The following is a 12,247-nucleotide window of genomic DNA, read 5'->3' as shown; positions in this document are numbered from 1 at the left end:
AATTACATCGCTCCTGCTAAATAATCGTATTTGCCGTTTTTCCATTGGTACATTTTAAACATAGGGATTTTCAAATCGCCTTTGTCATTAAATTCGATTTTACCCAAAACAGTTTGAAAACTATTGCTGCGCAAGGCTTCCGTGATTTTCAAGGAATCCGTGCTTCCGGCTTTGGCAATCGCATCCGCAGCCAGCTGTACATCGGCATAAGCATATAACGTAAATATTTCCGGTTTAATTTTACGCGCCTGCAAACTTTTAATGACGGAAGCCGATGCTTTATCTTTGGTTGGGTCCAATGGACCCGACATAACAAATCCATTGGCCGCTTTGTTCGCAACCGACCAAAACTCCTGAACCAACGCGGAATCCCCGCCAATAAACTTAATATTCAATTTTAAATCGGCCGCCTGACGGACGATGGATCCGCCTTCGACCGGAAAGGTTGCCAACAACACCACAGTAATGCCTTTGGCCTTTAATTTGGTAACTAGCGAGGAAAAATCTTTTTCGCCAACGGTAATCGTATCGTACAAAGCTTCGCGCACACCCGCTTTACGCAGATTGTCGCGGGTTGCGTCCGCCAATCCTTTGCCCCAGGTGGATTTATCATGAATGATGGCGATTCTTTCCTTGGCATAATTTTTACCGATATATTCCGCAAGAACTAAGCCTTGTTGATCGTCACGGCCATAGGGACGGAATACGTTTTTCATGCCGCGTTCAGTGATTTCAGGGTTGCTGGCAGTCGGCGTGATATGCGCGATGCCTTCTTCAGCCGTAACGTCCGATGCCGCCATGAATGGGCCGGAACAACCAGGGCCAATAATAACGGCGGGAGCGGCGCTGACCAATCGATTCGCCGCCAACACTGCTTGTTTGGGATCGCAAGCATCGTCTTCGAGCTTATAGACCAATTTTTGGCCCAGTACGCCACCGGCCGCATTGATATCTTCAATTGCGGCCTTAATACCCGCAATACTTTGTTCACCCAAACTGGCGGCAGAGCCAGTCATAGGCAGCGATACGCCAATGGTAATATCCGCATGAGCCTGTGCAGATAAAATAAAAGATAAAATCGCAGCGAGAATATATTTTTTCATGAAATCGCTCCTACGGAGTGGATTAAACCATCATCATAAATGGTTCTTCGATGAATGCCTTGAATGCTTGCAGCCATTCAGCGCCAACCGCGCCGTCAATCGCGCGATGATCGACCGACAAGGTACACGACATTACGGTTGCAACCGCCAGCTCGCCATCACGCACGATTGGGCGTTGTTCGCCCTGCCCCACGGCCAAAATCGCGCCCTGTGGCGGGTTGATAATCGCGGCGAAATCCTTGATACCGAACATGCCCAGATTCGAAATGCTGAACGAACCGCCGGTATATTCTTCGGGCGTCAATTTCCCGGCCTTGGCTCTTTCGGCGAGTGCTTTCATTTCCAGTGAAATATCCTTGAAACCTTTGCGGTCGGCTGCGCGGATTACCGGTGTAATTAAGCCGCCGGGAATGGCAACCGCGACCGAAATATCCGCCTGATGGTATTTCAATAATCCTTCATCGCTCCACGATACATTGGCATTTGGAACCTTTATCAACGCATTGGCGCAAGCCTTGATAATCAAATCGTTGACTGACAATTTTACGCCATCCGATTCCAATTTTTTATTCAGCCGCGCGCGCATATCCAGCAATGCATCCAATTGGCAATCCACGGTCAGGTAAAAATGCGGTACGGTTTGTTTGGATTCCGTCAGGCGTTTTGCGATAATTTTCCGCATTTGTGTGTGTGGTTCCAACGTGTATCCCGCCTGTGGCAGGTTTGGCGTTGCGCTGACCAGAGATTTATTTTGCGCAATCGGTTTGCCGGACGATCCTTTGGATGCGGATTCAACATCGTGACGCACAATGCGGCCACGCGGACCAGTGCCAGTGATGCCGGATAAATCCACGCCCATTTCACGCGCTAAACGTTTAGCGAGGGGCGATGCGATGATGCGGTTCGATGAGGTCTGTAGCATTTATTCTTCTCCTAAATTTCCTCCCCCTTTGGGGGAAGATTAAGGAGGGGGTAAAGCTCTTTGCCTATCCCTCCCCCTACCCCTCCCAAAGGGAGGGGAATTATTTATTCTTTTCCAAGAACTTGTTTTACCGCTTCGATAACGTCGGCGACTTGCGGCAGGCTCATGGCCTCGAGATTCGCCGCATAAGGCAGCGGTACATCCTTACCCGTTACGCGCACCAACGGCGCATCCAGTTCATCGAATGCTTGTTCCATGATCACTGCGGCGATTTCGGAACCGATACCGGCATATGGCCAGCCTTCTTCCAATGAAACGATATGATTAGTTTTACGTACTGATTCAACGATCGTCGCGGTATCCAGCGGCCGCAGTGTGCGCAAATTGATAACCTCGCAACTAATACCTTCGGATTCCAATTGTTCTGCGGCTTTCAGCGCCAGCCCGACCGGGCGGGAAAAGGCGATAATCGTCACATGCTCGCCCACTCGCTCGATCTTTGCTTGACCGATCGGAATGGTAAAATCTTTGTCGGTTGGGCACGGGAAAGATTGGCCGTACATAATTTCGTTTTCCAAAATCACCACAGGATTTGGATCGCGAATCGCGGATTTCATCAAACCTTTCGCGTCCTCCGCCGAATACGGCGCAACGACTTTCAATCCTGGGCAATGCGCGTACCAAGACGCGTAGCATTGCGAATGCTGCGCCCCCACGCGCGCGGCGGCACCGTTCGGGCCACGGAATACGATTGGGCAACCAAGCTGGCCACCGGACATATACAATGTTTTCGCGGCGGAGTTGATAATCTGGTCAATCGCCTGCATCGAAAAATTCATGGTCATGAATTCGACAATCGGTTTCAATCCCAAAAATGCGGAACCCACGGCAAGTCCCGCGAATCCATGTTCGGTGATTGGCGTGTCGATCACGCGTTTTGGACCGAATTCATCCAATAATCCTTGGGAAATTTTATACGCGCCGTTATATTCCGCGACTTCTTCGCCCATCAAGAATACTTTGTCATCAGCGCGCATTTCTTCGGCCATGCCTTCGCGCAATGCCTCGCGCACTGTTTTGATTTCGGTTGGGCCGGTATAAGCGCTGGGCGCAGGCGCGGCGGCAACAGCTTGTTTCGGCGCAGAGGCAGAAGCTTTGTTCACCACGATATCGGATTTTGGCGCTTGGGTTCCCGGTTTTGGCGCGGCGTGCGATCCATTGGTTTTAATCGCGCTGGCGTCCTCGCCTTCTTCCAATAACACTGCAATCGGCGTGTTGACCGCAACGCCTTGAGCTCCGGCATTGATCAGGATTTTACCGATCACGCCTTCGTCCACCGCCTCGACCTCCATCGTCGCTTTGTCGGTTTCAATTTCCGCGATCACTTCGCCGGGCTTTACCTTGTCGCCTTCTTTTTTATGCCATTTTGCGAGATTTCCCTCGGTCATGGTTGGCGATAATGCGGGCATTAGAATTTGAATTGGCATTTTTTAACCTATTAAATTGAAAATTCTGTGTTTAGTTTAATTAAGCGGCATCCACTAAAATATCCGTATACAGTTCCGATGCATCCGGTTCCGGCGATGTTTGCGCGAAATCGGCGGCATCGTTGACGATGATTTTGATTTCTTGTTCCATCTTCTTGAAATCGGCCTCGCCAGCCATTTTATTTTTTTCTAAATAACGGCGCAGATTGTCGATTGGATCGTTGGTGTTGCGATATTTATCGACTTCTTCCTTACTGCGATATTTGCCTGGATCGGACATCGAATGGCCGCGATAACGATATGTGACCATTTCCATCAAATACGGGCCCTTGCCGGAACGCACATAGTCTACGGCTTTCAATCCGGCTTCGCGCACGGCGATAACATCCATGCCATCGACCGAAACGCCAGGAATGCCATACCCATGGCCCCGTTGCGCCAGGCCCGGGCCAGCGGCCGCGCGGGCGCAAGACGTGCCCATGCCGTATTTGTTATTTTCGATGATGTAAACGACCGGTAATTTCCACAGAGCCGCCATGTTAAAGGCTTCGTATACTTGGCCTTGGTTGGCGGCGCCATCGCCCATGTAACAAACGTTGATGCCGCCGTCTTGGTTATATTTATGCGCAAACGCAAGGCCGGTGCCCAACGGCACCTGCGCACCGACGATACCATGGCCGCCGTAAAATCCTTTTTCTTTGGAAAACATATGCATCGATCCGCCCTTGCCCTTGGAATAACCGCCGATGCGTCCGGTCAATTCCGCCATCACGCCGCGCGATTCCATGCCGCAAGCCAGCATGTGCCCGTGATCACGATACGCGGTAATCACGGTGTCTTGCGGTTTTTGACAAGATTGCATGCCGACCACCACGGCTTCCTGACCGATGTATAAATGACAGAAACCGCCGATCAAACCCATGCCGTATAACTGGCCGGATTTTTCTTCGAACCTTCGGATCAACAACATGTCCCGGTAAAATTGCATCAGCATTTTTTTGTCCGGCGTTTTGGAATTGGATGCCGGTTTGGAATTGGTCTTGGATTTATTTTTGTTCTTAGCCATTGGAAACCTTGGGAAAAGATAATTTTTAGGGCATTAACTTTTAGCCTAAATCCACCCAAATGTAAAAAGTATTTCTTTTTTCGTACCTAAAAAACGTTTCCATAACGAAATTTTCTGTATATAACCGGAATAATGATAAAAAATATAGGCAAAATACTAGGCTATCTATTCTGGCCCATTCGTAAGATACGGGCAAATGTAGACATGATGTTCCCGTGGGCAAGATCTTGGAAATCGGCCTCTATCGTATGTGCCGCAACTGCCGCCACTGGAGTAGCAGGATTTTTCTTGGCTGATCGATTTTTGGATAATCGTCCAATTATCAAAATAACGTTTTATCCAACTTCTTTTTATACGACTGCAAATATATACCAGGGATTCTATTCTCTGGAATGCGCTAACCAAACTTCCTTTGGTTTTGGTTCGCTGCGCAATGTATCGAATGAACAGTATCATTGGTTGAATATGGCACGGCCCTCTTATTCGATTGCTAACCGCAGTATTGACGAAAAGATAGATCCCGCCACGCACCGTTTAGCGTTAGATTGCAGCGTCCATGCGGAAAAACTTTCCTTGGACATCAACACAGATGCGTTGCAGACCCCTGGTGGATTATTGTTACCGCTTCCAGCGATTCATTTTCAATTTCGCGATGCGGCCAGCGCCGACCAAATTACGGGGATGAATCGTCAGATCGTGTTTGTGGATTTAATCGGTCCGCCGGAATTCGGTCATAAAAAATTTACAGGTGTTGATCCCGGCGAATTACAACAATCATATGTTAGCAATTCTTTCACGGGAACAAGCAAAATAGCGGCAGCAGATTTAAAAGTTTACATGTACCGAAAATATGGATTCGGCGCCTTAGGTGGTGTTTTGGGAATGTCGGCTTCACTATTGCTAGCGGCGATTTTGAATTCACGCAAAGCAGTTCGAGATTAACCCTTCACTCTTTCGACAGATATAATTTCTCCGATGCGCCCGATTGTGGGGTGTCTTGCCTGGAACAAAGTAACAGGATTTAAAGACATAGCTTGTTCGGGCAATGGCGCGGTCAAAACACCATGAATTTTTGCAATTTCTTCTATTTGTTCATAGGCCGTATAATATCGGCTTTTAATTCCTGCTGCTACCGGGCTTTGTGCCGATGAAAGGGCAAGCATTTTTTGCCGTAAAAAATTACGCGGCGTCCCGGCCGCGGTAACGTAAGAAGTCGTGAATGATCGGCGCGATTCGGCGCGCATCGACATATTGCAGGGGTTGCGGCAAATCGTGCGCGGCGCTTGTTTGTTGCGCTCTTTGAACGACTTTCAATAATCCGGTTGCCTGATACGCCATTTTCGCAAATGGCCTCATGTCCGGCGTTTTATGCGACATTACTTGTTTTGCGGCTTCTTGCAATGCAGCCATATCCTCAAAACGCGCTACCGGGCTTAGAAAATTGTCGAATGCCAGCATAAAATTGCCGACCGCGTCGAACGCCTTATCATCGGCGATGCGCGCAGGATTTAATTCGCCATACCCTTTGCGTACCTGATCCAGTGCGATGAAAACACCGGCTTTCGGTCCAACGCCCCACGCCTCTTTCTTAACGTTTCTTTGCGCCAAAGCCGAAGCGCTAATCGCTTCATTAAAATTTTGCGGAACATTCTTGAATTCCAGCAATCCGGATTCCATTTCCACCACAACGCTATTGATAAAAGCGGCGGCGGTATCGCATAAACGCAGGCTGCGCAGCGTAAGCGGCCTATCCGATTGCTTGCGCGAGACAATGATGGCCGATGCCAACGAAACGGCCTGGGCCAAATCCCATCCCACCAGTTTTCCCGGTTTTCCAAATGAAAATACATTCGGCACAAATTCGCGGGCGCAATCAATCGCAACCGACGCCTGTCCCGTATAAGATTTTGGATTGGAATGACCTAAACAGTCTACAAACGCGCTATACGATTGTTGTAATGGAAAATGCTTGCGTTTTGTCATCTTTATATCCCTGTCTTTAAAATTTGAATCCATTATGGATAATATAAAGCCGGAAATCAAGTCATTTTCAGGTAATTAAATTACAAATAGTGTATAAAAATCAATAAATTAGCCTATTCAATTGACAAATTTCTTTATTTGCTTACTTTGCCTAGATCAAAAAGCAGGAGGATAAAATGTTTGCAGAAGGTACGACTTTTAAATTAGCTACTTACAATACTACCACTCGGGTTTGGGAGCCTGTAACAGACGTATCGTTTGCAAGCAAGGATTTTGCAAATCCCGCGGTTGGAGCTGCTGCCTTACGCGAATATTTTAATTATCGCGACGGAACGAATCAATTGGCTGACGTAACTTTATTTATTCCAGCAGATCCTTCTACGGTTCCTACCAATCTTTTTAATGTTGCCTTATTAGTTCATACTCCAGACGGCCAAACACGGCCATTAACTCTGGAAGAATATGAAATGATTAAAATAGAGAATGCTAAATATGAATTAGGATTTATAACACCACAATCACGTTTTGTATTGGCTCATGATTTACTTGAAGATATGCCAAATAATCCGGTTTCGGCCGGGCAAATGTCCGTTGCAATTCGCAGTATAAATTACTCGGGATTATCAAATAATGCTGAAGATCTACCTTCTGGCGGAGTTATGCCAATGGTTTTATTGGTTCATGATCCTATAGAAAAAAAGAAAACATCAATTACCCCAGCCCAATTGGCAGCATTACGAAATTATAATAAAGTGGCTTAATCCACCGTTTTTTATAACGGCCTATAAAATTCTTTTTGACACTTTGCCAAATGCGGGAGCAGAGTATTATTGTACTCACACAATACAGGGGGGGGGGGAATTTATGAGCGAACCCACTACATATCACTTAGCCCGTTTTTCTGCCGGTAGCGCAAGCTGGCTACCGGTCTCGCCATCTAATCCCGATGTAAATGACTTTGCGGATGTTGCAAGGGCCTCTTTGGTATTCGCGGATTTATGTTTACAAGAAGGGGCTCCTAAACCCTATGTTCGGCGTGGCGATACAGCCCTTAATGACGGGATGGTCACAATTATAGTCCATACTCCGGATGGCAATAAGCGGCCGATCACACGGCATCAACTATGTAGAACTATAGAGCTTATAAGAAGAAGAACCGAAAAAATAATAGGAACTTAAGAAGAGAAAATTATCAATCTAATTTGCCAGAGACATATTGCTATTCTATGCGTAAATGGGGATATCGTGTTTAAACAAAGTGCATTCATTGCCGTTACTGCCGCTTTTAGTCTGGTGTGCGGCGTGGCAACATATTTCGGCGCTAAATCCATATTGCCTAAAACCCAAGTAATTTTTTATCCCTTGTATTATGATGGAAACCCGATGACATATGCAGGGTTCTTTGAATTCAAGAATGAAAATAAAACTTCATATGGGTATGGGCGCTTGCGGGATATTTCAAGTGAAAACCATTACACCAACTACTCCTTCGACTATCGTGCGCACGAAGTTCCATTATCGGAAAAAGCAACCAGAGTGCTGGTTCACTTGCAAAAAGAACCAAATTGGATTGGCGTAGCTAAGAATGATGAATTGATAAAAAACGGTCCGCCTACAACAGGATTGCCGAAATTCCCCGCGATGCGCTTTGATTATTCCGATGCGATGTTTGTTGACGAACCAATTGGCAATAATTATTTCGGCATCGCCTCTATTACTCTAGCCGGACCACTGCAAACTGACCCGCAATTGTCATTCGCAGGAATCGACATGAATATAACCCCCCTATCGCCAATTCCGCGCGCCGTAAAAAATATAGAGACTAGTTATGCTCAGCAGATAGTCCACCCACCGGCATTAGGAATTGCGGCATTTACGATTCCAATAATAATCGCATGCGCAATTGTCCGAAATCGTCAGGCTTAAATATAAATTTACGCGGCAATTTTTTCAATTTCCAACATAAACGAACGAACGCCCTGGATTTTCGCGGCGGCATCACCCCATCCGCGCATTAAAACCAACTTTTGATCGGGACGGATTTTTACCGTACCCCCTTGGGCTTGGATATATTTCACCAAAGCTTCCGGACGGGCAAATTTATTCTGATAAAACGCGATCACCGCGCCCTTTGGCCCTGCGTCGATTTTTTCGATTCCTGCGGCCAGGCACATATTTTTAATACCAACGATGGTGAACAGGTTTTCTACTTCCTGCGGCAATTGGCCGAAACGGTCGACCATTTCCGCCGCCAGACCTTCGGATTCCGCGGCATTTTTTACGGCGCTTATGCGGCGATAGAAATTCATGCGCGTTGCCAGATCTTCGATATAAGATTCTGGAATTAGAACCGGAATACCCAGATTGATTTGCGGACTGAAGGATGGCGAAATATCGCGCAGAGCTTGATCCGGCGATTTTTTCTCCCGCGCGGCCAGGACCGCTTCTTGCAATAAATGCTGGTACAATTCTACGCCAACCTCGCGCACATGGCCGGATTGTTCCTCGCCCAGTAAATTGCCGGCGCCGCGAATATCCATATCATGGCTGGCGACGGTGAACCCCGCCCCCAAGTGATCCAATGTCTGCATTACTTGTAAACGTTTCTGCGCGCCTTCGGTGGGCACGCGCCGTTCCTGAATGGTCAAATAGGCATAGGCCCGCGTCTTGCTGCGCCCCACCCGGCCGCGCAATTGATATAATTGCGCCAGGCCATACATATCCGACCGATGAATAATCATGGTATTGGCCGATGGAATGTCCAGGCCCGATTCAACGATATTGGTCGATACCAGAACATCATATTTCTGATCGACGAAATCGGTCATGATTTGCTCCAAATTGCCGGGCGACAATTGACCATGCGCCACCGCGAGGCGAATATCCGGGATCAAATCGCGCAAGTTTTGCGCAACTTCATGCAAATCCTCGATTCGTGGACAAACATAAAAACTTTGTCCGCCGCGATGCCGTTCGCGCAACACCGCTTCGCGCACAATCATCGGATCATACGGCATCACATGGGTCTGCACCGCGTGGCGATCCACCGGCGGCGTTGCGATAATCGATAAATCCCGCACCCCTGTTAAAGACATTTGCAAAGTGCGCGGAATAGGCGTTGCGGACAACGTCAATATATGCACGTTTGCCTGAAATTCTTTTAACCGTTCTTTTTGTCCAACACCGAAATGCTGTTCTTCGTCGACGATCAATAAACCCAAATTGGCGAATTTAATGCTTTTGGCCAGCAAAGCATGTGTACCAATGACGATATCAACCTTACCATCGGCTAAATCTTGCTTGGTTTGTGTGGATTCATTATGGCTGACCATGCGCGATAATTGCGCGACACGCAGATTGAACCCATCAAAACGGCGGGAGAAATTATGATAATGCTGCCGTGCCAATAAGGTCGTTGGAACCACTACCGCAACTTGCATGCCATGGCTGGCCGCAACGAATGCGGCACGCAACGCAACTTCTGTCTTGCCAAACCCAACATCCCCGCAAACCAGGCGATCCATTGGCTTGCCCGATGCCAAATCGCGTAATGTGTCGTCGATGGCGCGGTTTTGATCGTCCGTTTCCGCATATGGGAAGCGTGAACAAAAACGGTCGTACGAATCCGGTTTTAGTAATATTTCGCCCTGCTTCATTTCACGTGCGGCGGCAATACGGATCAATTGTTCGGCCATTTCGCGCAGACGTTCTTTCACCCGCGCCTTGCGAGATTGCCAGCCTACCCCGCCCAATTTATCCAGGCTGACGGCGGCGTCTTCATCGCCATAACGGGACAGCAATTCAATATTTTCAACCGGCACATATAATTTATCGCCACCAGCATATTCGACGCACAGGCAATCATGGTCCGCACCCGCCGCCTGGATATTCTCCAGACGCAGAAAACGGCCAATGCCATGATCGGAATGAACCACATAATCGCCAGGATTCAGATCGCTGGCTTCGAATAAAATATTTTCCGCCTTACGTTCTTTTTTCGCGGCGCGCGACAACCGATCGCCCAGTAAATCCTGTTCCGATACGATAATTAAATCATCAATCGCGAATCCATGCTCAATAGGCAAAACAAACAAGGCGATCTGACCATTAAAATCCAGCAATTTTTCAAATGATTTCACCGGCGTTGATTCCAGCTCGAATCCCGCCAGCAACTTTTTGATCCGATCCAAAGATCCTTCGGAATAACAGGCGATACCGATAATCTTATTATCGCGGTTAGCGGTTTGTAAAAACGCCTTAAATTCTTCGAATAGTTTTTGCTGTAATCCTAATTTGGCATAGGCCTTACTATCTAACAGCCTTGAAATCGGCTGCGCATTGATATCGACCGCATTTTGCCGCTCGATGGACGATCCCGCATCGATATGAATATTATGTTTCGATGCGATCCACCCCTGCCATTCATTCGGGCTGGCGTATAATGATTCTGCTGGGATTGGGCGGTAAACTGGTTGCCCCTTGGCGGTTTTAGATCCTAAAAATTGCTGCCGCGCCGTATGATAATCTTGAATTTCCTGCCACCGCGACGATAGAGCCAGATCCAAACCCGCGCCGGAAATCACCACCGCATCCGGCATATAACCGAAAATACTGCTTAGGCTTGGATAGAAATAGGGTAAGAAATGTTCCATACCAGCATGGCGTTGCCCGGTGGAAATAGATTCATAGATCGGATCGCTGGTCCCTTCCGCGCCAAAAGCACTGCGATACGCGGCGCGGAAAGACGCAATCGAATCCGCATCCAGTAAAATTTCCTGCACCGGATATAATTCTATTTTTTCTATATCGCTTTTGCCTTGTTTGCGTTGGGTAACTGGATCGAAATAATGAATCACCTCGATCCGGTCGCCAAATAAATCCATCCGCAGTGGCAATTCGCTTTCTGGCGGAAATATGTCGATCAAATTGCCGCGAATCGCATATTCGCCCAATTCGCGCACGGTACCGGTGCGGTTATATCCATTCGCCGCCAAAAATTCGGTCAATCGGTTCATGTCGACCGGCTGCGATTTATCCAAAATCAAATGGCGTTTTTGCAAAAATTCCGGCGGCATGATTTTTTGCGTTGCCGCTGAAATGCTGCATAATACAAATACCTTGCCGCGCGCCGATAATATTTGCGACAAAGCTTTTAGCCGTTCGGCCATCACATCCTGGCTGGGAGATACGCGGTCATATGGCAAGCAATCCCAGGCTGGTAAAACGATCAACGGAATATTGGGCGCAAAGAAACGAATTGCGGCCGCGGTTTGATCCAGCATGAAATCATCCGGAACCACATATAATAAATTGCGGCCGGATTTTTTAAAATATTCCGCCAGCGCATACGCATCGGCGCCGGATGGGCAATTCCGGACGTGAATATCGGTCGTGCTGGAAAAATCGAAATTCGGTAACATTAGACGTTATTCGCGGCCCTGATTTTGGCGACTAGTTCCGCATATTCCATTGGATAATTGCCTTCCCCCTTGATCAACCAAGCATATAGGTCGTGATCCGGTTCATTCAAGAATTTTTGGTATAATTCCAGGCCCGACGCGTCAAAATCGTCCATATGCCGATCGACAAAACGGGTTAGCACCAGGTCATTTTCCTTGGTGCCCCGATGAGTGCTTTGAAAATACAGTTTCTTGCGTAAAATTGCGGTATTGGCCATGGCTATTCC

General features: G+C 47.7%; 11 protein-coding genes. 3 read left to right on the top strand and 8 right to left on the bottom strand.

What is annotated here, in order from left to right; genetic code table 11:
- Nucleotides 1-2: 2 nt before the first annotated feature.
- The 4 genes from EYC62_01965 to pdhA all read right to left on the bottom strand — a co-directional run bounded on the left by EYC62_01965 (nt 3) and on the right by pdhA (nt 4,578).
- The gene (locus tag EYC62_01965) at nt 3-1,103 is read right to left on the bottom strand and encodes a branched-chain amino acid ABC transporter substrate-binding protein (protein ID TAH37676.1); all 1,101 of its coding nucleotides are present in this window, start codon (nt 1,101-1,103) and stop codon (nt 3-5) included.
- Nucleotides 1,104-1,125: 22 nt separating this feature from the next.
- Complete coding sequence (locus EYC62_01960) at nt 1,126-2,025, bottom strand: hypothetical protein (GenBank protein ID TAH37675.1); 900 nt, start codon at nt 2,023-2,025, stop codon at nt 1,126-1,128.
- A gap of 104 nt (nt 2,026-2,129) precedes the next feature.
- The gene (locus tag EYC62_01955) at nt 2,130-3,512 is read right to left on the bottom strand and encodes a pyruvate dehydrogenase complex E1 component subunit beta (GenBank protein TAH37674.1); all 1,383 of its coding nucleotides are present in this window, start codon (nt 3,510-3,512) and stop codon (nt 2,130-2,132) included.
- Nucleotides 3,513-3,552: 40 nt separating this feature from the next.
- On the bottom strand, nt 3,553-4,578 hold the full coding sequence (gene pdhA / locus EYC62_01950) for a pyruvate dehydrogenase (acetyl-transferring) E1 component subunit alpha (GenBank protein TAH37673.1): 1,026 nt from the start codon (nt 4,576-4,578) through the stop codon (nt 3,553-3,555).
- Between the two features lie 132 nt (nt 4,579-4,710).
- On the opposite strand from pdhA, the gene EYC62_01945 reads away from it, so the two are divergent.
- Nucleotides 4,711-5,520 (top strand): hypothetical protein, encoded by an 810-nt coding sequence (locus tag EYC62_01945; GenBank protein TAH37672.1) that lies wholly within the window; start codon nt 4,711-4,713, stop codon nt 5,518-5,520.
- Here EYC62_01945 and EYC62_01940 read toward each other — a convergent pair.
- Together EYC62_01940 and EYC62_01935 are read right to left on the bottom strand one after the other, a co-directional pair.
- The gene (locus EYC62_01940) at nt 5,517-5,741 is read right to left on the bottom strand and encodes a hypothetical protein (GenBank protein ID TAH37671.1); all 225 of its coding nucleotides are present in this window, start codon (nt 5,739-5,741) and stop codon (nt 5,517-5,519) included. The two genes, EYC62_01945 and EYC62_01940, sit on opposite strands and share 4 nt — an antisense overlap.
- A gap of 16 nt (nt 5,742-5,757) precedes the next feature.
- Complete coding sequence (locus EYC62_01935; protein TAH37670.1) at nt 5,758-6,561, bottom strand: hypothetical protein; 804 nt, start codon at nt 6,559-6,561, stop codon at nt 5,758-5,760.
- A gap of 176 nt (nt 6,562-6,737) precedes the next feature.
- Between EYC62_01935 and EYC62_01930 the strand changes: the two genes are divergently transcribed.
- Together EYC62_01930 and EYC62_01925 are read left to right on the top strand one after the other, a co-directional pair.
- On the top strand, nt 6,738-7,322 hold the full coding sequence (locus EYC62_01930) for a hypothetical protein (protein TAH37669.1): 585 nt from the start codon (nt 6,738-6,740) through the stop codon (nt 7,320-7,322).
- A 484-nt stretch (nt 7,323-7,806) separates the two neighbouring features.
- Nucleotides 7,807-8,487, top strand: coding sequence for a hypothetical protein (locus EYC62_01925; protein TAH37668.1), 681 nt, complete (start codon nt 7,807-7,809; stop codon nt 8,485-8,487).
- A gap of 8 nt (nt 8,488-8,495) precedes the next feature.
- Here the strand turns inward: EYC62_01925 and mfd are convergent, their stop codons facing one another.
- Nucleotides 8,496-11,981 carry a transcription-repair coupling factor gene (gene mfd, locus EYC62_01920; GenBank protein ID TAH37667.1) on the bottom strand — a complete coding sequence of 1,162 codons (3,486 nt, stop codon included), beginning with the start codon at nt 11,979-11,981 and terminating at the stop codon, nt 8,496-8,498.
- A complete protein-coding gene (locus EYC62_01915) occupies nt 11,981-12,238 on the bottom strand; it encodes a succinate dehydrogenase assembly factor 2 (GenBank protein TAH37666.1) in 258 nt (85 codons plus the stop codon). Before EYC62_01915 ends, mfd begins: the two co-directional genes overlap by 1 nt.
- Between the last annotated feature and the right edge of the window lie 9 nt (nt 12,239-12,247).

Source organism: Alphaproteobacteria bacterium (assembly GCA_004295055.1).
GTDB lineage: Bacteria > Pseudomonadota > Alphaproteobacteria > SHNJ01 > SHNJ01 > SHNJ01.
This window is presented reverse-complemented; position numbering and strand designations above follow the sequence as displayed.

Excerpts from the sequence above, each read along its gene's own strand:
- mfd (TAH37667.1), bottom strand. The coding sequence starts at position 11,981 with ATGTTACCGAATTTCGATTTTTCCAGCACGACCGATATTCACGTCCGG.
- EYC62_01960 (TAH37675.1), bottom strand. The coding sequence starts at position 2,025 with ATGCTACAGACCTCATCGAACCGCATCATCGCATCGCCCCTCGCTAAA.
- EYC62_01965 (TAH37676.1), bottom strand. The coding sequence starts at position 1,103 with ATGAAAAAATATATTCTCGCTGCGATTTTATCTTTTATTTTATCTGCA.
- EYC62_01930 (TAH37669.1), top strand. The coding sequence starts at position 6,738 with ATGTTTGCAGAAGGTACGACTTTTAAATTAGCTACTTACAATACTACC.
- EYC62_01915 (TAH37666.1), bottom strand. The coding sequence starts at position 12,238 with ATGGCCAATACCGCAATTTTACGCAAGAAACTGTATTTTCAAAGCACT.
- EYC62_01955 (TAH37674.1), bottom strand. The coding sequence starts at position 3,512 with ATGCCAATTCAAATTCTAATGCCCGCATTATCGCCAACCATGACCGAG.
- EYC62_01940 (TAH37671.1), bottom strand. The coding sequence starts at position 5,741 with ATGCTTGCCCTTTCATCGGCACAAAGCCCGGTAGCAGCAGGAATTAAA.
- EYC62_01935 (TAH37670.1), bottom strand. The coding sequence starts at position 6,561 with ATGACAAAACGCAAGCATTTTCCATTACAACAATCGTATAGCGCGTTT.
- pdhA (TAH37673.1), bottom strand. The coding sequence starts at position 4,578 with ATGGCTAAGAACAAAAATAAATCCAAGACCAATTCCAAACCGGCATCC.
- EYC62_01945 (TAH37672.1), top strand. The coding sequence starts at position 4,711 with ATGATAAAAAATATAGGCAAAATACTAGGCTATCTATTCTGGCCCATT.